The sequence below is a fragment of the Tenacibaculum profundi genome, from assembly GCF_052050075.1.
Taxonomy (GTDB): domain Bacteria; phylum Bacteroidota; class Bacteroidia; order Flavobacteriales; family Flavobacteriaceae; genus Polaribacter.
Map to the genome: position 1 here is coordinate 1,642,240 of NZ_CP197225.1, position 24,206 is coordinate 1,666,445.

At 32.0% G+C, this 24,206-nt stretch carries 15 protein-coding genes and 1 tRNA gene; 13 read left to right on the forward strand and 3 right to left on the reverse strand.

From position 1 onward, the window contains the following. Positions 1-127 precede the first annotated feature (127 nt). The 3 genes from nagB to ACSIGE_RS06740 all read right to left on the reverse strand — a co-directional run bounded on the left by nagB (position 128) and on the right by ACSIGE_RS06740 (position 6,868). Positions 128-2,044, reverse strand: a complete 1,917-nt coding sequence (gene nagB, locus ACSIGE_RS06730; protein ID WP_440882001.1) for a glucosamine-6-phosphate deaminase — start codon at positions 2,042-2,044, stop codon at positions 128-130. Between the two features lie 152 nt (positions 2,045-2,196). Next, positions 2,197-3,774 (reverse strand): RagB/SusD family nutrient uptake outer membrane protein, encoded by a 1,578-nt coding sequence (locus ACSIGE_RS06735; protein ID WP_440882002.1) that lies wholly within the window; start codon positions 3,772-3,774, stop codon positions 2,197-2,199. A 13-nt stretch (positions 3,775-3,787) separates the two neighbouring features. Next, positions 3,788-6,868 carry a TonB-dependent receptor domain-containing protein gene (locus tag ACSIGE_RS06740; RefSeq protein WP_440882003.1) on the reverse strand — a complete coding sequence of 1,027 codons (3,081 nt, stop codon included), beginning with the start codon at positions 6,866-6,868 and terminating at the stop codon, positions 3,788-3,790. A gap of 669 nt (positions 6,869-7,537) precedes the next feature. Between ACSIGE_RS06740 and ACSIGE_RS06745 the strand changes: the two genes are divergently transcribed. The 13 genes from ACSIGE_RS06745 to ACSIGE_RS06805 all read left to right on the forward strand — a co-directional run bounded on the left by ACSIGE_RS06745 (position 7,538) and on the right by ACSIGE_RS06805 (position 24,190). Beyond that, complete coding sequence (locus ACSIGE_RS06745) at positions 7,538-8,287, forward strand: sensor histidine kinase (protein WP_440882004.1); 750 nt, start codon at positions 7,538-7,540, stop codon at positions 8,285-8,287. A 5-nt stretch (positions 8,288-8,292) separates the two neighbouring features. Then, a complete protein-coding gene (locus tag ACSIGE_RS06750; protein ID WP_440882005.1) occupies positions 8,293-9,006 on the forward strand; it encodes a LytR/AlgR family response regulator transcription factor in 714 nt (237 codons plus the stop codon). 157 nt (positions 9,007-9,163) lie between these two features. Beyond that, positions 9,164-10,495, forward strand: a complete 1,332-nt coding sequence (locus tag ACSIGE_RS06755) for a sugar MFS transporter (protein ID WP_440882006.1) — start codon at positions 9,164-9,166, stop codon at positions 10,493-10,495. Between the two features lie 10 nt (positions 10,496-10,505). Next, positions 10,506-11,597: an acyltransferase family protein gene (locus tag ACSIGE_RS06760; RefSeq protein ID WP_440882007.1), complete on the forward strand. Its 1,092-nt coding sequence runs from the start codon at positions 10,506-10,508 to the stop codon at positions 11,595-11,597. A gap of 260 nt (positions 11,598-11,857) precedes the next feature. Next, positions 11,858-11,931: transfer RNA gene (locus ACSIGE_RS06765), tRNA-Thr, on the forward strand. A 95-nt stretch (positions 11,932-12,026) separates the two neighbouring features. Then, the gene (gene udk, locus ACSIGE_RS06770) at positions 12,027-12,629 is read left to right on the forward strand and encodes a uridine kinase (RefSeq protein ID WP_440882190.1); all 603 of its coding nucleotides are present in this window, start codon (positions 12,027-12,029) and stop codon (positions 12,627-12,629) included. Next, entirely contained in the window at positions 12,629-12,949 is a 321-nt protein-coding gene (locus ACSIGE_RS06775) for an FtsB family cell division protein (protein ID WP_440882008.1), read from the forward strand. The genes udk and ACSIGE_RS06775 overlap by 1 nt, the downstream gene beginning before the upstream one ends. Continuing rightward, on the forward strand, positions 12,946-14,298 hold the full coding sequence (locus ACSIGE_RS06780; protein ID WP_440882009.1) for a methylmalonyl-CoA mutase subunit beta: 1,353 nt from the start codon (positions 12,946-12,948) through the stop codon (positions 14,296-14,298). Before ACSIGE_RS06775 ends, ACSIGE_RS06780 begins: the two co-directional genes overlap by 4 nt. Position 14,299: 1 nt before the next feature. After that, positions 14,300-16,363 carry a methylmalonyl-CoA mutase gene (gene scpA, locus ACSIGE_RS06785; RefSeq protein WP_440882010.1) on the forward strand — a complete coding sequence of 688 codons (2,064 nt, stop codon included), beginning with the start codon at positions 14,300-14,302 and terminating at the stop codon, positions 16,361-16,363. A 1,062-nt stretch (positions 16,364-17,425) separates the two neighbouring features. After that, positions 17,426-18,304, forward strand: a complete 879-nt coding sequence (gene asd / locus ACSIGE_RS06790) for an archaetidylserine decarboxylase (RefSeq protein WP_440882011.1) — start codon at positions 17,426-17,428, stop codon at positions 18,302-18,304. Between the two features lie 199 nt (positions 18,305-18,503). Continuing rightward, positions 18,504-21,653, forward strand: coding sequence for a cytochrome c biogenesis protein CcsA (gene ccsA, locus ACSIGE_RS06795; RefSeq protein WP_440882012.1), 3,150 nt, complete (start codon positions 18,504-18,506; stop codon positions 21,651-21,653). 54 nt (positions 21,654-21,707) lie between these two features. Beyond that, positions 21,708-22,223 (forward strand): DUF2892 domain-containing protein, encoded by a 516-nt coding sequence (locus tag ACSIGE_RS06800; RefSeq protein ID WP_440882013.1) that lies wholly within the window; start codon positions 21,708-21,710, stop codon positions 22,221-22,223. A gap of 62 nt (positions 22,224-22,285) precedes the next feature. Then, positions 22,286-24,190: a polysaccharide biosynthesis protein gene (locus tag ACSIGE_RS06805; protein WP_440882014.1), complete on the forward strand. Its 1,905-nt coding sequence runs from the start codon at positions 22,286-22,288 to the stop codon at positions 24,188-24,190. The last annotated feature ends 16 nt before the right edge of the window (positions 24,191-24,206 follow it).

Here is a 24,206-nt window from a genome sequence, read left to right on the forward strand (position 1 = left end):
ATTTTTTTGATATTTTATTTTTTTACACTTGATTTCTAATAAAATAACCCTCTTAACTTTATTACTAATTAGTAGCTAAAAAGGCTATTCTCTTTGAAAACAACAATAAGTTTCGTAAATATTTATTTTAAAAATAATGACGCTTAAACGCTTCAACTGCTGCATAATCTGCCATACCTAGTTTTCTATATTTTTCTGCTGTTGACCTGTTTCTATCCTCGGCTCTCACCCAAAATTCTCTGGTGTCATTACCCTGAAACATTACTTTATCCTTTTGAGATTGATGATAAAAAATAGCATGTCTTTTTTTAACAACCTGATCTGGACTCATCGGAACCGCCATTTCGATTTCATGAGGCTGCCATTCAAACCACGCCCCCCTATACAACCAAACCCAACAGTCTTTCATATAAGTTTCAGTTTTCAATAATGCCAAGGCTTCGAAAAGAGCATCTAAGCATACTTTGTGTGTTCCGTGGGGATCTGCTAAATCACCTGCGGCATATATTTGATGTGGTTTAACCTCTTCAATGATACTACACATAATATCGATATCTATCTTAGATAAATTATCTTTTTTGACTCTGCCCGTTTCATAAAAAGGTAAATTCAAAAAATGAACATTTTCATCCGAAACTCCCATATATCTTGTGGCTCCTAGAGACTCTGCTTTTCTAATTTCTCCTTTCAACTTTCTTACGTCTAACGTATCTATCTCATTAGTTTTTTTATTCCTTAAAAAATTGATAATAGTACCTATTCTTTCCGAACCTGGGCTTAAAACTTTAGATACCTCGGCAAATCGAAGAGCATCTTCATCCGAAACTGCAATATTGCCTGAGGTCTGATAAGCCAGATGAACTTCATGACCTTGCTCAACTAATCGATCAAAAGTTCCTCCCATAGATATAACATCATCATCTGGATGCGGACTAAAAATGATGATTCTTTTTCTTTCTGGAAATTTTCTCTCAGGTCTTTTGGAATCATCAGCATTCGGTTTTCCTCCTGGCCAACCTGTGATTGTTTTTTGAAGACTATTAAATATTTTAATATTTAGTTCATAAGCGTTACCTTCTTCAACCAATAAACTAGCCATTCCTTTATCATTGTAATCTTTATCTGTAAGTTTTAAAATGGGCTTTTTAACTTTATTACTTAACCAAAAAATAGCTTTCTTTTTAAGCTCCTCTGTCCAAACACAAGAGGTTACTAACCAAGGTGTTTTTATCCTAGTTAGTTCAGAAGCTGCAGCCTTATCTATAACAAAAGTTGCATTTTGATGATTTTGAAGATAAGTTGCTGGTACTTTTGATGTAATATCTCCTTCAATAGTTCTTTGCACTACTTTGGCTTTTGTTTCACCCCAAGCCAGTAAAACAACTCTTTTTGCTTTTTTTATAGTACTAATTCCCATAGTAATTGCCTTCCTAGGGACATTATCAAGACCCAAGAAACTAGAGGAGGCATCTTCTCTTGTTATATGATCAAGGGTAATACTCCTTGTACTTGAATTGTAATGAGATCCTGGTTCATTAAAACCAATATGCCCTGTTCTACCAATTCCTAACAGCTGAAAATCTAACCCTCCTGCTTCTTTAATTTTTAATTCGTAATCTACACAATACTGGTATACTTCTTCTTGTTTAATAGTTCCATTGGGGATATGGATGTTTTCTGGTAATATATCTACATGATTAAATAAATGCTCATGCATAAAATAATGGTAGCTCTGAATATTGTCTGGTCTCATTGGCCAGTATTCATCTAAATTAAACGTAATAACATTTGCAAAACTCAACCCTTCTTCCTTATGAAGTCTAACCAACTCTTCATATACCTTTATGGGTGAAGAACCTGTTGCTAACCCAAGCACACATTTTTTATCTTCATTTGACTTGGTAATAATTAAGGTTGCTATTTCTTTAGCAACTATCTTCGAAGCTTCTGAAGAACTTTCAAATATTACGTTATGATTTTTTTCAAAACGTGTTTCTTCAAACTGCCCTGCAGGCTGAAAGTTTATCTCTTTAAAATTTGACATGACCATACTCTAGCTTAATTTAAATGCAATTCTAAATTTATAGGCACATTAAGTGAACGTATAGTTTTTTCGACAAAGTGCTTTAAAAATGCTACTAAAAACAATCGAGAATGCAAAACACATTCTCGATTTCGTATAACATGGTTTAGTAACTAAAAATTTGCATTTCCAGTATCCCACCATAGCCGAGTCCCACCGTTATCCGGTCCTTTTAATAATGTTTTTGCCTTTTGAACATTTATTCCATTTGTTGAATTCTCACTATCAACAAATGGAATCCTTCGTATTTGTATATTGGTATCTATGGTTCCCCCACTTTGATTACTCACCACCGGAAAAATTTTTGGATACCCTGTTCTTCTATATTCACTCCATGCTTCCTGCCCCTCTGGGAACATTGCAATCCATTTCTGTGTTATGATTCTTTCTAACTTTTCTTCATTTGTAGATGACTCATTCCAAGCAATAGTAATATCACTCATTGCTGCTATATTATTCCCTGAATTAAGAGGATCTTCGTAATCTACTGGTCTTGAAGTATTATCTGCTAAGTAAGCAGCAACACCTTCTGCAGCGTGCTGGTTAAATGATAAATTAACCCCTTGTTCATAATTTGATCTAGCATCTCCTGAGCCACTCCACCCTCTAAGAGATGCTTCTGCTTTTAAAAAAGCAACCTCTGCAGCAGTCATTAATTGAACATTTGTTGTGTGTATAGCATCGTTTAAGGCAGAAAAGCCAAGATATGCCGTCTTTTGTTTCTCTTCATCTGAATACCCAGCCATTAAAGAAAGTCCATTTCGAATACCTTTTAAACCTCCTCCTGTTGATTCAGTAAAATACTTTAATGCTCTTGGATCTTTATAACCTAATAAAATAGATTCCATTGAAGCATTCATTCGAATGTCCCCCCATGCATTATCAATAACCGATAAAGGGTGTGCTATATTTCCTTTTATGGTAAAATTAACTTCATTACTTTCCAAAACTCCTAGAGGGTGATTTAAAGCCTTTTCACCTTCTTCTTTGGCTTTCATAGGAGCTACTTTAGCTATTCTAATAGCTAAACGTAAACGTATTGAATTAGCTAATTTTATCCAGTTAGTATAATTACCTCCATAAACCATATCAAATTTATTAAATCTAATACTATTCAAATCTGCCATGATGTTTGCCGTTGCCTGATCTAAATCAACGAAAAAAGCATTGTAAGCCTCTTCTTGAGAATCATAGATTCCTGCTTTTTCAAAATCACCAAAGTTTCTGTACACAATGGGCCCGAAAACATCAGAAACCCTATGCATAGCACTCACTTTAAGAATCAAGGCAGCACCATACATTGTTGGATAATCATTACTAATCTTCTTAATCTTATTGACCCAATTCATAACTCCCTCATAAGGTACTGACCAAATATAATTATTCCACCCACTTACTAAGTTATAGGTTGTATTGTTTTGCCCTGCAACAAAAGGTCTTGGATTTGTCATATAACCAGAAAATATATCAGCGTTTAAATTTTGCTGCAACTGAAATGACCAAGCTGGATCAAATTGATAAATATTTTGAAATATTGGCTTAAACTTAGAACCTGCTATTTGAAAATCAGCAACCAACTGATCATTACTAATTTCTTTTTCGTTTATATTGTAATCTTCTAATCCATCACAACCAAAAAATGCACTCAATAAAAGGGCTGCGACTACGAATACTTTATATACATTACTCATAATAAAAACTTTTCTAAAAACTTAAGTTAACATTTAAACCGATACTTCTTGTTGATGGCAAACCTAGAACATCTACTCCTTGAAGGGCGTTCCCTGTACTTAAAGATAAATTTGGGTCATGTGGAGCTTCTTTATAGAAGAAAAATAAATTATTTCCTATTAGAGATGCTTTAACTCTCCTAAAGAATGAGTTTTCAGATAATTTAAAATCATAACCTAAGGCAAATTCTGCCAATCTTACATTTGTAGCGCTATAAATATACTCACCTGTAAAACTATTTCTCCCTCCTGTTAAACCATAGTAAGTTTGAGCTGGCAACGTAAATTCTTTAGTTCCAACAATATTATTATTAGAATCTCTGACATATTCTGCTACAGCAACATTAGCATTTGCAGTTTCTCTAGCTGAATTATTACTCCCTCCTTCAACTACGGCTTCCGTTAAACTCATTGTTTCTCCTCCAAACTTTCCATCAATCAATACATCTAATGAAAAGCTACCTAGTTGAAAGGAGTTATTCCATCCAAGAGTAAAATCAGGGTTGGCATTCCCTACTTTTGTCAAGCCATCGACTTCTGCATCTTCTCTTTGAATAACGTATGATGTTTGACCTGGCACAGAATTATCAACAGTAACGATCGGCAAACCATTTTCATTTCTTTTGACCACCTGAGCGTAGATGTCACCAAAAGAACCTCCTTCTACTAAATAGGAACCAAAAGTATTTACACCTTTAGGTGATAACGTAAAGAATTTAGGCTCTATTAAACCCGGAGCTTTTACACCGTTATAGATTTTATTAATTTTATTTCGATTTGCTGCAAAATTAAAACTGGTCTTCCACTTTAATTTTTCTTTGTCAAGGATAGTTCCAAAAAGAGAAGCCTCAATCCCAGAATTAGTTATTTCTCCTGAATTAAGATAGGCTATTGAATTACCCCAAATAGCAACTGATACAGCATAAGGGTAGTATTGATCTTTTGTTTTGGTGTTATAATATCCAAGATCAAAACCTAAGCGATTGTTAAAAAACTTCCACTCAGTACCAACTTCATAAGAAGTTTGTGTTTCTGGTAAAGGGTCAAAACCAGGAAAAACTTGTGGATTATCAATTAAAGGATTACCCCCAAAAGACACTTCATCATTAGGAACTATCTGATTAAAACCAAAGCCATTTCCTACTTCTGCATAAGAAGCTCTCACTTTTGCAAAGGAAATATTTTTTCCTAAGTCAAACATCTCACTCAACACACCTGTTAAACCTACCGAAGGGTAGTCAAAAGATTTTGTTAATGTTGACGACCAATCTTTTCTATACGTTAAATCTAAAAATAACTTTTCGCCATAGTTTAGTGTTGTACTACCAAACAATGAATTTTCTTTAATATCAGACCTGTTTTGCCCAATATCAACTCCTGCACTTGCATTAAAATTTTGGATTGCAAAGAAATTTGCAAACTGCAAACCTCCAATGGTACCAGAATCAGCTACAAGAGATTTACTAGTATTTCTCTTGGTAGCACCACCTATTATTGCTGTTAACGATAAATTATCGGTAATTTGACTATTTATATTGGCTATGATATCTCCATATAGCTGTACAAATTCATTTTCTCTAACAATATACCTCCCATTTTCGTGAGCTAAAGTTGCTTGAGTTGAAGCATAAATGCGTTTTTCAAATTTCTGTACAGATTGATCATAAGTTCCTCGAGTTTGCAAAGACAACCAATCATTAATCTTAAAATTCAGATTTAAAGAAGCTATCAGTTTATCATTTTGATCAGAACTTGCATTTCTATTTAAAATCCAATAAGGATTTTGTTCAATATCACTGGTACGGAATGTCCCCGGATTATCTTCTGGACCAGGACCTCTATACCAACGTTGTGTCATTCTGTCCCTGTATGGATTCCAGACTTCAAATCTTTTGTAATCTGATAAATTTTCTGTTAAAGATTCAAAATTATAAACCCCTACTAGAGGGTTAAAATATAGCCCTGATATAGGTCTATTACTGATACTTTGTGTTGACCCTAAAACATTTGCACTTAAAGTTACTTTATCTTCAAAAAGCTTCGCCGTTTCTCTAACGCTAAAAGAATGTTGTCTCAATGAGTTTGTAGGCAAAACTCCATCAACAAAACTATTACTGTAAGAAAAATATGTTTGAGCCTTATCTGTACCACCAGAAACTGACAAAGAATTAATATTTGTTGTTCCTGCCCTAAAGAAATCATCAATTACCCCATGGGCTTTCTCATTAAATTTCATAAAGTAGGCGGCATTTTCAACTACCAAATTGGAAGAAAAATCAACTTTAAAAGCACCAGATCTTCCTTTTTTTGTGTTAACTACTATTACACCATTTAGCCCGGCATTACCATATAGGGCAGATGCAGAGGCTCCTTTGAGTACGGTTATAGACTCAATATCATCTGGATTAATTAATGACAACACATCTCCTCCATCGGTATTTCCTCCGCTGTTACTTCCAAATGTAGAACTAGGTTGTCCCGATGATGGATTATTAAGAGGAATTCCATCCACTACATACAATGGTTGGTTATTACCTATTGACGAATTACCTCTGAGCACAACTTTAACTGACCCCCCTGCTCCTGATGAACTTCGCGTTATATTTACACCTGAAACCTTACCTGAAAGGCTATTTACAGGGTTCGTTTGTTTTACTTTACTTAATTCCTTTGCATCTATATCTTGAGCGGCATAAGTAAGCGACTTCCGCGTCTTTTTTATCCCCAACGCTGTTACAACAACCTCATCCAAGATGTTTGAATCTTCTAAGATTACATCCAAACTTTCTTCGCTTGAAATGACAATTGATTTTGTAATCATCCCAACATAGGTAAAAATCAATACATCTCCAATAGACGCTTTGATTTCATATTTCCCATCAAAATCGGTTTCGACCCCATTTGAAGTTCCTTTTATGTGAACTCCAGCTCCAGGTAAAGGCATTCCATCATTTTTTGACGAAACAATACCTGAAATGATTTTCTCTTGAGCAGTGACCAACTCAGTGAGAAAAAAAGAAAAGCATAGTAGTAATAAAACTTTGCTGTTTTTCATATGTATGTTAATTTTTTGCGGTCTAAATTTAACTAGGTTAAACAAATGTTAAAAAAAATACATCCAAACAACATCAATATAACAACAAACAACAGTCTAACACATACTAACCACAAATTAAATTATTCTTAAACCTTAATATTGCAAAATATCAAAAACTAAAAAGCAATATTTACGGATAAGCCTCGTATTTATTACTCTGAAAATAAAACAAATAAAAAAACATTTAAGCATGAGTTATTATTTATCTAAGAAAGCCAGTAATTATCAAATTTCAAATATCCGTGCAAATTAATCTTACTTGTATGATTCAAAAAAACAATTTAAATTCACCAAATAAACTTTCTTAACTCTGTGCTACCTTTTTTTAAAAAAATTCATAACAATAGAACAATAAAAAGAAAGTATCATATTATTTTCTGGATTAGTTATTTCACTTTTAACGTTATAAGATGGGGAAGTTATTTTGATGATTATTGGTATTCTTTAAAATCAAATTTGGTTGAATTTTTTTTACACATACTACTAGTTTATGCTAATATTTATTTCTTCATTCCTTTTTTTTTAGTACCAAAAAAATATAGCAAATATGTTTGTCTTATTCTTATTTCACTGTTTGGCAACTACCTAGCAAGAACAGGTCTTAATTATCTTTTAGTTACAAAAAACATGTGGCCAGAAGCAGAAGGTGTGAAAGATCCTTTTACATTTAACCATGTTATTGCTGTTACTTTAGGAGAACTTTATGTGCTTGCGCTAGCAACCGCTATCAAATTAACAGTTGATTGGATTAATCAAAAAACTAGAATTGATAAATTAAAAAAAGAGCATCTTGAAGGAGAATTGAACTTTTTAAAAGCTCAAATCCAACCACACTTTTTTTTTAATACATTAAACAATCTTTATTCCTTGACTCTTGAAAAATCAAAGAAAGCTTCTGATGTTGTGTTAAAATTATCAGATATAATGCAATATGTAATCTATGATATAAAAGACCCTGAAATATCTTTACTAAATGAAATTAATTATATACAAAATTATATAGATTTAGAATCCTTAAGATGCCACGAAAATGCACTAATCAATATAAAAATAAAGGGTAATATAAATGATGTAAAAGTTCCTCCACTAATTTTTTTATCATACATAGAAAATTGTTTTAAACACGGGAATAAAAACAATGATAAATTTTATGTATATATTAGATTCGAAAAAACGAATCATAACAGCTTAGTTTTTATACTAAAAAACTCTTATGATTTGACTAAAACAAACAATGAAACATTAAAAAAAGGAGTTGGTAATTGTAATTCCAAAAGAAGACTTGATCTAATTTTTGAAAAAAACTATCAACTAAAGATTTCAGAAGAAAACAACGTATATAAAGTTTACATAGAGATTCCTTTAACAAAAAATTAAAACCAGTGAAAATCAATTGTGTTATCATAGATGATGAACCCCTAGCCATAAATGTGATTAAAAATCACTTACAAGAATTTCAAAATATTTCCATTGTAGACACCTTCAACAACCCCCTTGAGGCTATTTACACACTAGAGAATAAAGATATTGATGTTTTATTCCTTGACATTAATATGCCTAAAATGAATGGATTAGATTTTCTTAGAAATACACCTGTAAAACCACATGTAATTATCACTACATCGTACAGAGAATTCGCTGCTGATAGCTATGATTTGGATGTTTTGGATTACCTTGTTAAACCAATCCCTTTTCCTAGATTTTTAAAATCAATCAACAAACTAACACAACGAATTCATAGTAACGACAGCATAAAAAGTAGTATAGTACAAGAGGAATCTTATATTTTTCTTAAAGTAGACAAGAAATTAGTTAAGGTAAAATATGATGATATTTTATTTATTGAGAGCTTAAAAGATTATATTAAGGTCAGCACAATTACCGGAAATTATATTGTTCACAAATCATTGACTAGTATTACAGAAGAGCTTCCAGAAAATAATTTTTTAAGAATCCACAGATCATATACCATAGCCATAGATAAAGTAAAGTCTATTGAAGGAAATTCAATTGAAATAAATGACAAAAGACTTCCTATAGGTCGTAAGTATGTAAATAACACAAAACAAATAATTTTAAAAATACCGAATGTTTAGCAAGAACAGTTTTGCTTAATAGCGTGATTTATTTTGTTCAGCTAAAATTTTATGTTGATGAGAGAATTTAAGTTCTTCTTTAATTTCAAATATTTATATTGGAAAACAATATTTCAAAGAATTGACCTAATTGTCAATTTATAAAACTAAACTAAATATGACCAACAGCACAAAGGACATAAAGAATCGTAATTCTACATTTATCCCTATCGTTATCATTGCGGGACTTTTTTTTATTTTTGGATTTGTTACTTGGATAAATGGTGCTTTAATTCCGTTTATGAAAACTATAAATGAGTTAACAGACGCACAATCATATTTGGTAGCATCAGCATCTTATATCTCTTTCGTTGTAATGGCACTACCCTCTTCTTTTATCATCAGTAAAATTGGTTACAGAAAAGGAATGTCTTTGGGTTTATTTATAATGGCTATTGGGGCCCTTATTTTTATTCCTGCCGCAGAGGCAAGGACTTACTGGATTTTTTTACTAGGTATTTTTGTTCAAGGAGCAGGAATGACACTATTACAAACTGCTTCTAATCCTTATATTACAATTTTAGGCCCTATAGAAAGTGCTGCAAAACGTATTGCCATAATGGGAATCGCTAATAAAATTGCAGGAGCCTTAGGCTCTACAATTTTTGCTGCACTACTTTTATCAGGAATTGCCGGCATAAAGGATAGACTAAGCACTGTTAGTACTGAAGAAAAAAGTGAATTATTAAATACGATGGCTGATAGTGTAGTCACTCCTTATTTAGTTATGGCTAGCGCTTTATTTATATTAGGAATATTAATACGAAAAGCGCCGCTCCCTCATGTAGAAGCCTCTAACAATGAAAAAACGGATAACAGCCATGCACATAAAAAAAATATTTTCCAATTTCCCCACTTATGGCTAGGAGTTGCAACATTGTTTGTTTATGTTGGTGCTGAAGTTATTGCTGGAGATACTATTATCGCTTATGGAATATCACTTGGAATCCCCATGGCAGACTCACAATTCTTCACAACTTATACTCTGATGGCAATGGTGATCACATATGCCCTTGGAATTGTTTTAATACCAAAGTTTATCAGTCAAGCTTTAGCTCTTAGAGTAAGTGCTATCTTAGGTATTATTTTTACTGTTTGTATCATATCAACAAGTGGTTATATTTCTGTTTTATTTGTTGCTGCGCTTGGAATTGCAAACGCTCTAGTATGGCCTGCCGTTTGGCCGCTAACTTTAAAAGGACTTGGAAAATTTACAAAAACAGCATCAGCTTTATTAATTATGGCCATTGCTGGGGGTGCAATAATCCCCCCTCTATATGGTCAGTTCGTTGACAACAAAAAGGAAGCTCTTATCAATCAAGGCATAGAGGCAAGTACGGCATTAATGGAAGCTTCCACTTCAAGCTATTGGATTCTCTTTCCATGCTATATTCTGATACTTCATTATGCGGTCTCAGGACATAAACTAGGGCTAAAAAAAAATAATTAATTCCATTTTTGTGAAACGGTTAGAGTCGTTAGATACACTAAGAGGTATTACCATCACTGGTATGATTTTAGTAAATAATCCTGGTTCATGGAGCCATGTTTACGCTCCCTTACTTCATGCAAAATGGCATGGCCTCACTCCAACTGATCTAATATTTCCTTTTTTTTTATTTATTGTAGGAGTTTCCATATCAATAGCCTATCGCAATAAAGTTATCAACCGAAATATCTATAAAAAAATTCTAACCAGAAGCTTTAAACTGATCGGTCTTGGCTTGTTAATTAATACTGCATCTCCTAATTTCCCATTTGTTGAAACTATAAATCAGATAAGAATACCTGGTGTTCTTCAACGTATTGGCATTGTTTTCTTATGTTCTTCGTTTATCTTTCTAAAATATGACACAAAAAAAATCATCATAATTATAGCATTCATTTTACTTAGCTATTATCTGTTCTTAAATTTTATGCCTCTTCCTGATGGCAAATCTCCTACATTTGATGAATCATCAAACAATTGGGTCAATTATATAGACCAAACGATACTTGGTAGTCATATGTGGAAACCTATTAGTGATCCTGAAGGACTTTTAAGTACAATTCCCGCCATCGCTACATGCCTATTAGGAATTTTAATAGGAAAAATAATTCTTTCTAGAAGAAACGATGAAGATAAATTAAAAAGATTACTTTGGTGTACTTTATTTCTTCTATTCTCTGGTTATCTATGGGGGTATTTATTCCCAATAAATAAATCTATTTGGAGTAGTAGTTACGCTTTGGTAACTTCTGGTTGGGGAACTCTTACATTAGCTATCGCATATTACATAAATGACTTAAAGAGGGTTTCTTCTCCAAAGCCAATAATATACGTCAGTCAAAACGCAATCATTATTTATTTTCTATCCATGATCATCTCAAAATTTTTCTATCAGATCAAAGTAAATGATAAGCAAAACATACATTCTTGGATCTTTGATACTATTTTTGTCTTTTTCAAAGATTTAAAACTTGCCTCTTTTAGCTACGCTTTATGTGTAGTGCTTTTTTATCTTTTACTAGCTTACAGTTTATACAAAAAGAAAATTTTTATTAAAATTTAAATTAACTGTTTATATATGTTTTCAGGCTAACGTTAAAACAACAAACACCTGTCTTACTTATTTTCATTTTTATAAAATGAATAGCTATTTTAAAACAGAATAACTACATGTTTTATTTGTATGTAAGCTCTCAACAAAAAAGTTTTAAAACCGTAAAAAACTGATTATAAGAAACATTTGAAAAACATTTAAAAAAAACTAAAAAAAAATTTCCCAATAATCAAAAACATTATATATTTGCCCCGTCTTAAAAGATAAAGGCCGATATAGCTCAGCTGGCTAGAGCAGCTGATTTGTAATCAGCAGGTCGTGGGTTCGAGTCCCTCTATCGGCTCTTAATAGAAGTGCTAACAGCTTAGTTAGCACTTTTTTTATGCACTTTTTTTTCTAAATTTGTTAAACATAATTTCTAAAATTTAAATGAAGAATATTTTTGTAATCGGTATTGCAGGAGGAACTGGAAGCGGAAAAACAACTGTGGTGAATCAAATAATAAACGAATTATTAGATGAGGTATGTGTCATATCTCAAGACTCCTACTATTGCAAAAATGATGACCTTAGCTACGAAGAGAGATCAAAAATAAATTTTGATCACCCAAGGGCTATAGATTTTGACCTTTTAGTAAAACACCTTTCCGAACTAAAAAATGGAGAAGTAATAGAACAACCTGTATATTCATTTGTTTCTCACAATAGAACACAAGACACTATAAAAACACATCCAAAAAAAGTTATTATCGTTGAAGGAATACTTATATTCAATAGCAAAAAGCTAAGAGATTTGTGTGATATAAAAGTATTCGTCCATGCTGACGCGGATGAGAGACTTATTAGACGTGTAAGGAGAGATATTAAAGAACGTGGTAGGGATGTAAATGAGGTTTTGGTAAGATATCAAGACACCCTAAAACCTATGCACCAACAATTCATAGAACCAACAAAAAATTATGCTGACATCATTATTCCTGGTGGCGGACATAATAAAGTTGCTATTGATATTGTAAAAACAGTAATCAATGACCGTTTGTGATGAATTTTAAATCAGCCAAGAAGAAACCTTTTTTTATTTTTTTTACGAATATTTATATTATTATTTTAACCGTATTTGTTTTTTGGATGCTCTTTTTAGACGAAAATTCTTACCTTACTCACAGAGAATTTAATAACGAAATAAAGGAACTAAAAACATGGATTGAATTCCATAAAGAAAAAATTGAAAAAGATAAAGAAGTAATTAAAAAACTAAAAGATTCTCTGGAACTCGAAAGATATGCTCGTGAAAATTATTTAATGAAAAAAGAAAATGAAGATATATATATAATTGAATTTGATACGATAAAAGATAAATGAAAAAATATTTGTTCGACGAATTTGAAAATGTCTCTCCCCAAACTTGGAAAACAAAAATTCAAGCAGACCTTAAAGGTGCAAGTTACAACGAAACTCTGTTATGGAAAACTAACGACGGCATAACTGTTAAACCTTTTTATACGAAAGAAGATAGAACTCTAGATCAAATAGACCTTCCAAAAAACGGTTTTAAAATATGTCAAACTATCGAAGTAGGTAAGGTAGAAGAAGCAAATTACTTAGCTATAGACGCCCTTAAAAGAGGGGCCAATAGTCTTGAATTTATTCTTAAAGAACCAATTAATATCAAAACTCTATTAGCCAATATAGAGGTGAAAAATATATTAGTTTTTTTTAAACTCCAATTTTTATCCTCAGAATTCACAAAAAATATTTCAAAATATGTAGGTATAAAAAACTGCTTTTTTAATATCGACATAATAGGAAATCTTTCATTAACAGGGAATTGGTTTAATAGCTTTAAAGCAGACCATTTAGAAGTTAAAAATATATCAAAAGAAACCAACAACTTTCTTGCAGTAAACACTTCAATTTACCAAAATGCAGGTGCTAACATACCACAACAACTAGCCTATTCACTAGCACATGCCAATGAGTATTTAAATTATTTCGGTCCAGAAATAGCAAGGCATATTCACTTTAATATATCTATTGGGAGTAACTATTTTTTTGAAATAGCTAAATTAAGAGCCTTAAGAATACTCTGGAGATCACTACTTAACGAATACAATTCTCAAGAAACACATACACTAATATTCTCCAAACCGAGTCTAAGAAACAAAACTTTGTACGACTATAATGTAAACATGTTAAGAACAACATCTGAGTGTATGAGTGGGATTTTAGGTGGCTCTGATGTAATCTCAAACCAACCATACAATAAAACCTTTCAAAAATCTGACGAATTCGGAGAACGCATTTCAAGAAACCAACTTCTAATATTGCAACAAGAAAGTGAGCTTAAAGAAGCACAAAATATTGCTGATGGCACATACTACATAGAGAGCATAACAAGACAACTCGCTAGCAAATCCTTAGATATTTTCAAACAGATTGAAAAAGGCGGTGGCTTCCTTCAACAATTAAAAAACGGAGTAATTCAAAAAAAAATAAAAGAATCTGCTAGAAAAGAACAGGAGCAATTTAACAATGAAGAACTTGTTCTATTAGGTACAAATAAAATTCAAAATCCCAATGACAAAATGGGAACAATAATTAATTCTCCTTCTTTCGTAAAATCAAGAAAAGAAAAAACACTCATAGAGCCTATTATTCAAAATAGATTAGCAGAACAACTCGAAAAGAATCGTTTAAAAAAGGAATCGTAAGATGAATAGAAAAAATGTATCAAATATTCGTTTGATCGAAAAAAAGCCAGACCATGCAACAACACTAAAACATGAGCATTTTGCTGCTGGTATTACTCCTAACTTAAGAGGCCCATACTCCACCATGTATGTCAGAAGACCCTGGACAATAAGGCAATACGCAGGTTTTTCAACTGCAGAAGAAAGTAATGCCTTTTATAGAAGAAATCTAGCTGCTGGGCAAAAAGGACTTTCCGTTGCTTTTGACTTAGCAACACACAGAGGATACGATTCTGATCACGAAAGAGTGCAGGGAGATGTTGGAAAGGCTGGTGTTGCCATTGATTCAGTTGAAGATATGAAAATACTGTTCGATCAAATACCGCTTGATAAGATGTCTGTGTCTATGACAATGAATGGAGCTGTACTTCCTATACTAGCATTTTATATAGTAGCAGCAGAAGAACAAGGTGTTTCTGCAGAACTTTTATCGGGCACCATTCAAAATGATATCTTAAAGGAGTTTATGGTACGAAATACGTACATCTACCCTCCGACTCCTTCTATGAAAATTATCGCTGATATTTTCAAGTATACAAGTCAAAAAATGCCAAAATTTAACTCTATTTCAATATCAGGATATCACATGCAAGAGGCTGGAGCTACTCCTGAAATCGAATTAGCATATACATTAGCTGATGGTCTTGAATATATTAGGACGGGTATTCAATCAGGAATGGATATTGACACTTTTGCTCCTCGTTTATCTTTCTTCTGGGCTATAGGAATGAATCATTTTATGGAAATAGCAAAAATGAGAGCTGGCCGGATGCTATGGGCTAAAATTGTAAAACAATTTGATCCAAAGAATCCAAAATCACTTGCGCTTAGAACGCATTGTCAAACAAGTGGATGGAGTCTTACAGAACAAGATCCTTTTAACAATGTTGCAAGAACTACAATTGAAGCCATGGCTGCCGCATTTGGAGGTACACAAAGCCTACACACCAATGCGTTGGATGAAGCGATTGCTTTACCAACAGATTTTTCTGCACGTATCGCTCGTAATACACAGATTTATTTACAACAAGAAACGTATATCACAAAAACTGTTGATCCATGGGCTGGAAGCTATTACCTTGAAGAACTAACTGAAACTATCGCAAATAAGGCATGGGAATTAATTCAGGAAGTTGAGGAGCTTGGAGGTATGACCAAAGCGATCGAGCAAGGTATTCCTAAAATGCGTATTGAAGAGGCTGCCGCTAAAAAACAAGCAAAAATTGATAGCGGTCAAGATGTAATTGTTGGTGTAAACAAATACCAATTAGAGAAAGAAGATCCGTTACATATACTTGAAGTTGACAACGAAGCTGTTAGAAAGTCACAAATTGAGAGGCTAAACACTTTAAGAAAGAATAGAGATAATAATAAGGTTAAACAATCATTAAAAATATTAACAGAATGTGCCAAAACAGGAGAAGGTAATCTTTTAGAATTTGCAGTAAATGCAGCTCGAACCAGGGCTTCCCTTGGTGAAATCTCCGATGCGCTTGAAAGTATATTTAATCGTCATAAGGCAGTTCATAAAACCATTTCAGGTGTGTATAGTAAAGAAATAAAGGACGATGAATTATTTAAGGAAGCATCTGAATTAGCTGACAAATTTGCTGAAATTGAAGGCCGTCGTCCAAGAATCATGATTGCAAAATTGGGTCAGGACGGTCATGATCGTGGTGCTAAAGTTGTTGCTACAGGATACGCTGATTTAGGATTTGATGTAGATATCGGTCCTCTTTTTCAAACTCCACAAGAGGCTACAAAACAAGCAATCGAAAATGATGTTCATATACTGGGAATATCTTCATTAGCCGCTGGGCACAAAACACTTGTTCCACAAGTTGTTGCTGAACTAAAAAAATACGATCGTGAAGATATTATGGTCATTGTAGGTGGCGTTATTCCTGCACAAGATTATCAGTTTTTATTTGATTCTGGTGCTTTGGGTGTTTTTGGACCTGGAACAAAAATAGCTCAGGCTGCAATTGATATGTTAAAAATTCTAATTGATAGTACCCAAGATTAGCTTATAAAAAGCTTATATTAACACAAAATATTATTTAACGTTAAATAAAAAAACTTAAATTTTCTATTTTATTAAAGTTTCTTGTCGATATTCATGAACCAATTTACCTCATCAATATGACACTCCAACCAGGTAGGAAAAGTGCACTTAATTTTATCTAAAAACCTAGGCACCTTTTTATAGCTTTCCAAAGCTATTTCTACCCCCCTTTAATATACTAGGGTATAACTCTTCGGTCATTACACACAGTTCTGGTTTTACTTGATCTAATTCAGTTTGAAATATCACAAATACCCAAATCCAAATAGAAAATTCTTCTTTTAAGCTCGTATCTAAATATTTATGATTCTTAGAATGATGTAATCTTTATGTTGAAAGAGATATAAAGAAAAATCCCACTCATTTTTGATTACCCGTGACCTTTTTCATTTTCACAAGTTAAGGCAACATAGATTCCACCCAAAATAATTACTATAACAGAATGAAGTCACGATATTGGTATCCAAATAAAACTATGTGAAAATAAAAAAATCAGTGTATTAGATAATTATTTGATTAACTTTTTATATTAAAACATTAAGCTTAACGGTTATAAAATATAATAAATACCATAACCTCTAATCAGCCAAATAAATTATTTTAAATTCAGATCGTCTGATAATGATTAAAAAGATCAGTGTCAGATAAAATTATAATTACCCCATATTTAGGTGAGAATTATTAAAATCAACAAATATTTTAAATAATAATACTTTTATATCACTCACCTCTTATACTAATACACGATACAGAAGGAATTAACATATAAGAGATTGTAATTAATAAAGTTTATCAAGCATAAATAACCAAACAAATGGCTTTAAACATCATCATAAAACTGTTTATTATGTTAATTCCAATTCCTTATTGTTAATTTTATTCATCAAAAAATATTCAATAACTATAACGTACATGTAAAATCAAAATAAAAGAAGATTTAATACTATTGTTTCTTTTTTAGACTAAACTAATTATCGGTTTGGTTATATTTGTAATTGGAATTAAGAAACGGATTTCTAAATAATGCAAATTCAATTTATTGATAGAGAAACAGGTCAATTAAAAACAGAAAAACCTCCAGGAGAAGGTTTTTTAAAACTACTTTACAATAATCCATTTGGAAAAATTTTACTAATTCCATTAATTAAAAGAAAGTTTTTTTCGTCAATATACGGCAGATTAATGAATAAGCCAGGATCTGTAAACAAAATCAAGACTTTTGTTAAAGAGCTAAACATTAATATGGAAGAAGCTGAACGATCTATAGAAGACTATGTATCTTTCAATGATTTTTTTAGTAGAAAGCTAAAAAAAGGAGTCCGTACTATACAAGAGGGACTTATTTCTCCCGGCGATGGTAAACTTTTAGCTTTCGAACGAATTGATAAAGTTGAGAACTTTTTTATCAAGGGTAGAAAATTTCATCTTACAGAATTCTTATCTGACAAGAAATTAGCATCAAAATTTGAAGATGGCTCTTTATTAATTCTTCGTTTAGCTCCAGATGATTATCACAGGTATCACTTTCCTTTTGATGGTACTCCCTCAAAAATTAAAAAAATAAAAGGGAACTATCTATCTGTATCCCCTTATGCTTTAGTTGACAACTTTACAAAAGTTTTCTGTGAAAACAAAAGAGAGTACTGTATTTTAAAAACCCCTAGCAACGGCGATATCCTTATCGCTCCTGTAGGTGCGACCATGGTCGGAAGCATTATAGAAACCTATACAGCCAATACTAATATAAAAAAGGGAGATGAAATGGGATATTTTGAATTTGGCGGATCAACTATTGTTTTGCTTACTGAAAAAAATCGTTTCTCAATAAACGAAGATATTCTCAAAAACACCCTAAACAAGAGAGAAACCTATGTGAAAATGGGAGATCAAATTGCTAATTAACTCTCTAACATCAGAATACTATAGTTAGCAACACATAATGAAGAGGCATTAATTTTGGGTAAAAAAGCCGCAAAAAATAATATTTTGTAGTTCGTGATTATGTCGATTCATTCTAAGTTACAAAAAAAGAAAAAACCAAACAAAAAATCTATGATTAATCCGTAAATTTGCAGTGCTTTATATATTTCACAAATCACAGATGAAAAAAATCTTTAATATTCTCTACTCTACCCGTTTAATGGCTTTTTTATTTTTCATTTTCGCTGTAGCTATGGGAGTAGCAACATTTATCGAAAATGATTTTGGCACTCAAACATCAAAAGCAATCATATACAATTCTTGGTGGTTTGAACTAATTATGATTTTCTTTTTAATCAATTTTTTTGGAAATATTTTTAGATACCGACTTTACAAGAAAGAAAAATGGAGTGTTCTTTTATTCCATCTAGCTTTTCTCTTAATTCTTACCGGAGCAGGCATTACTAGATATATAAGTTTTGAAGGATTAATGATTCTTGATGAAGGAGAAACTTCTAATATTGTTTTATCAGATACGAATTATCTGAATGTAGTTATTGATAATAACGAATTTCAAAAAACAACCCATCACAAGCTACTTTTATCAGCTTTAGGAAAGAATAATGTAAGTTTTGAAGAAAATTTTCAACCTCAGAAGAAAAATCAAAGAAAAAATATAAAATTCAACCTTGTTGATTACATCCCTTGGTCCGAAAAAAAATTAATTACAAGTGAAGATGGAACAGAACATTTATTTTTGGTTGAAAGCTCCTCTGGTTCAAGACATGAGCATTATATCAAGAGAGGTACCATTCAAAATATTCATAATATTCTTGTTGGATTTGACAGTCCTAAAAACAATGCTTCCATCAATTTTTTTTATGAAGGCGAAAATCTTAAGATAAAAACAAAAAATAACGGTGATTGGCTTAGAATGGCTGATCAAAAAAGTGGTAAAATTATAAAAGATAGCACCCAAAATTTTCAGTTTTTAACACTGCATAATATTGGAGGCTTACAATTTGTGGTTCCTAAAAGCCCGGAAAAAGGCAAAATGGAAATTGTTAGGGGAGAAAAAAATAAAAGTAAATACGATACGTTAATTTTTGATATTACAGTTGAAAACGAAACAAAAAGAATCAGCTTTTATGGTGGCCAGTTTAATGTGGATAACCAGGAAAGTTTTTCAATTAGAAATTTGAATTTTAGAGCATGGTATGGCGCTAAACAGTTAAAAACTCCTTTTAACGTTAAACTCAACGATTTTCAACTGGATAAATACCCAGGGTCAGAGAATGCAGCTTCATTTGCAAGCGAAGTTACGGTATCTTCTTCAGAAGAAACTTTTGACTTTAGAATATTTATGAATCATATTTTAAACTATAAAGGATACCGATTGTTTCAAGCAAGTTATGCCAACGCAGGAAAAGAGATTGAACAAACTCATTTATCTGTTAATCATGATTCATGGGGAACATGCATCACTTATTTGGGCTATTTTTTACTATTTTTTGGTATGGTAAGCTCTTTGTTTGTCAAAAATACTCGTTTTTATTCATTGAAAAAAAGTCTATTAAAAATATCAGAAAAAAAGAAAGTACTCACTTTACTCTTTGCAATCAGTACAACACTGATTAGCGCTCAACACAAAGAGGTACATAAACCCAATACACTTACGGAACAACAAATTGACTCTATACTGAATAAAATGATTGTCAGTAAAGAGCATGCAGATAAATTTAGTAGCTTAGTTATACAAGATGCTGGAGGTAGAATGAAACCAGCTCATACTTTTGCTTCAGAATTAGTTAGGAAAGTTGCCCATACGGATAATTTTAGAGGTTTAACCCCTAGTCAGATTCTTGTTTCTATTTCAGAAACACCAATGTTATGGATTAATATCCCTTTTATTTATTTAGAAAAACATAATAAAAAAATACGTAAAACAATCGGTGTTCCAGAAAATGCTAAATATGCTCGTTTTATTGATTTTTATACAGATAATGGACAATCCAAGATTGATCATTTAATTATAAAAGCTCAAAAAAAACGAATTCAAAATAAGTTCGAACAAGACGCTATTAAAATAGGAAGACGCTTATATTTATTATCTCAAGCAATTAGTGGTACAATTTTAAGAATTTATCCGATACCTAATAGTGATGAAAATAAGTGGGTAGCGCAACCAGAAACACTACAATCTGGATTTAAAGGAATTGATTCTGTATTCGTTAGACAATCTCTACCTGTTTATTTCCAATTATTGCAAAGTTCAAAAAAAACAGGCGATTATGTAGAGACTGAAAAAATTATTGAAGGAATTAAAAAATTTCAAAAAAAGTTTGGTTCTGAAGTAGTACCTAATAGTGATAAAGTAAAGCTTGAAATAGCCTACAACAAAGTAAATATCTTTGTTAAATTATACAAGTATTACCTCTTCACAAGTTTGTTGATGATATTCTTTGTATTTCTTCAGATTTTCTACAACAAAACTTGGGTTAATTATATGGTTAAAGGTTTTATCGGAATAGTAATCAGTTTAACAATAGCTCACATATTAGGATTGGCTGTGCGTTGTTATATTAGTGGCAATGCTCCTTGGAGTAATGCTTACGAAACTGTTATCTTCGTAGGACTCGCCTCAATGCTTTTTGGCTTAATATTAGGCCGACAATCCTCATTAACCATTGCAGCTACTACTTTTTTAACTTCAATAATTTTATTTTTCGCCAGCCAGCAATGGCTTGATCCAGAAATAGCAAACCTAGTCCCCGTGCTAAATTCATGGTGGCTGTGGGTTCATGTTTCTATCATCGTTGCAAGCTATGGGCCTTTTGCTCTTGGTTTTATTTTAGGGGTTTTTGCATTGTTTTTAATTATTTTTACAAATACCAAGAACAAAAATAAAATAAGTCTTCATTTAAAAGAACTAACTATAATCAATGAAATGGCCTTGACTGTTGGCTTAGTAATGCTAACCATAGGAAACTTTTTAGGGGGCATGTGGGCTAATGAAAGTTGGGGACGATATTGGGGCTGGGACCCTAAAGAGACTTGGGCTTTAATATCTATTATGATCTATGCTTTTGTTTTACATATGCGATTAATTCCAGGGCTAAGAGGTAAGTACACCTTCAATTTATGGTCTATTATTGCTTTTGCATCAATTATGATGACGTACTTTGGTGTTAACTTTTATTTGTCTGGACTGCATTCTTATGCTAGCGGAGACAAAGTGATCACACCTACTTCTGTATATTACTCTATTGGCTTTGTTTCTATACTGGGAATATTTGCTTGGATTAAGAATAATAAGTTTTATAAAAAATAGTTAAGTCATTTACCATAAATAAATGTACTTTTGTAAGCCTTTAAAAAAGAAATCATGTTCAATAAAAATATCAAGTTAGTATTAGCTGTTTTAACATTCACCTGGTCAATCTATGAGTTTTCTCAAGGACATATTGGAAATGGAATTGCTATTTTACTTTTAGTTAGTATATTCATTTTATTTTATTTTAAAAATGAATTTATATTACTTGCTTTTATACAACTCCGAAAACAAAACTTTGACGGTGCAAAAAAGTGGCTAACTTATATAAAAAATCCATCAACTGCACTTACGCGAAAACAAGAAGGCTATTATAACTACCTTCATGGCATCATGTTATCACAGACAAACATAACACAAGCTGAAAAATTTTTAAAAAAAGCGGTAAAGCTTGGCCTAGCTATGGATCATGACCTAGCCATGGCAAAATTACAACTTGCAGGCATTGCTATGACTAAGAGACGCAAAAGAGAAGCATCTATATTAATGAATGAAGCCAAAAAACTAGACAAACACGGCATGTTAAAAGAGCAAATGCAAATGATGAAGCAACAAATGAAAAAAATATAATTTACAAACACCACCCCTCTGTAAATTTAAAAAAATTGTAACTTTAAGCTTATTCAAAGCCTATGCTAAAAAACTTATTAATAAAAAGCATTGATAAATACGCTTCAAAGTGGATTGTATTAGTAATTGACGTAGTACTAGTTTGTATTTCTTTTGTATTAGCTTATACTGTTCGTTTCAATGCTTCCTTAAATTTCGACTTGAATAGTTTTTACTACCAGATACCTTTTATAATTATTGTTTCTACCATAAGTTTTTTAACTGTTGGCTCTTACAGAGGCATTATTAGGCACACAGGAACAAGAGATGCTTTTAATGTATTTGTAGGGATTACTTTATTATCAATGATTACTATTTTTATAGTCATTATTAATAGTGCTTTAAAAATCTTCCCTTCCTTTACCATACCAAAATCGATCATTATAATCCACTATCTTATATCAATAATTGTTCTCGTTATAAGTCGTTATATATTTAAAGCTTTTTTTGAAATCATATCAACAGAACTTGATGACATTACCAACGTTTTAATATATGGGGCAGGGGACTCAGGTTTGATAACGTACGGAGCTCTAAATCGTGATACCAAAAATAACTATCAAGTTATTGGTTTTGCTGATGAAAACTTGAATAAAGTAGGAAAAAAAATAGATCGCATTAAAATTTATAATGGTAACAGAATTAATAAAGACTTTATTCTTAAAAAAGAAATTAATGAAATTATCATCTCAATTCAAAATATAAAGTCCGAAAAACTTTTAGTATTAACTGATAAACTATTAGCTCTTGATGTAAAAGTTAAAATTGTACCACCCCTTTCAAAATGGATCGATGGTGATTTGGAGGCAAATCAAATTAAACAAGTAAAAATTGAGGATTTACTTGACCGAAAGCCAATTTCCATAGACAATCCTATTGTTAATCGAGATGTAAATGATAAAACGATATTGGTAACGGGTGCTGCAGGGTCAATAGGATCTGAAATTTCAAGGCAATTAAGTAACTACTCTTATAAGCATCTTATAATTGTAGATCAATCGGAATCTGCTTTATATGACTTGCAACAAGAATTAAATCAGAAAGGAAAAATAAACTTTACAGCCATTGTAGCTGATGTTAGAGATAAAGTAAGAATGTCTCATTTGTTTAAAGAATATAAGCCTGACAAAGTTTTTCATGCTGCTGCCTACAAACATGTTCCTTTAATGGAAATGAGTCCTTACGAGGCCGTGAAAATTAATATTGAAGGAACTAAAAACATAGCAGACCTATCTATTGAAAACAACGTCGAACGGTTTGTTATGGTTTCTACAGACAAAGCCGTTAACCCAACGAATGTAATGGGAGCTACCAAACGGGTAGCTGAAATGTATATTAGCTGCTTAAGCAATAGAACAGACCATACTACTAAATTCACGACTACAAGATTTGGTAATGTTCTTGGATCCAATGGTTCTGTGATCCCTTTATTTAAAAAGCAAATTGAAAATGGAGGACCTTTAACGGTTACACATCAAGATATTACCCGTTTTTTTATGACCATACCGGAAGCTTGTAGATTAGTTTTAGAAGCTGGTACTATGGGCAATGGTGGTGAAATTTATATCTTTGATATGGGGCAATCGGTGAAAATTTACGATTTAGCTAAAAGAATGATCCACCTTTCCGGTTTTAAATTCCCTGAAGATATAGATATACACATAACAGGATTAAGACCTGGTGAAAAACTATACGAGGAATTGCTAGCTAATGGTGAAAATACTACCCCTACCTACCATGAAAAAATCATGATTGCTAAAAATCAAAAAATTAATTTTCAACAGGTTTCTAACAAAATTACTGAACTGTGTTCGGCAAATAAAACTTATAATAACGATAAAACTGTTGTGCTTATCAAAGCTATTGTCCCCGAATACATTTCGAATAATTCAAAATACCAGAAATTAGATTCACCGGTAAAAAATTAAATTAGTACTTTCGTCA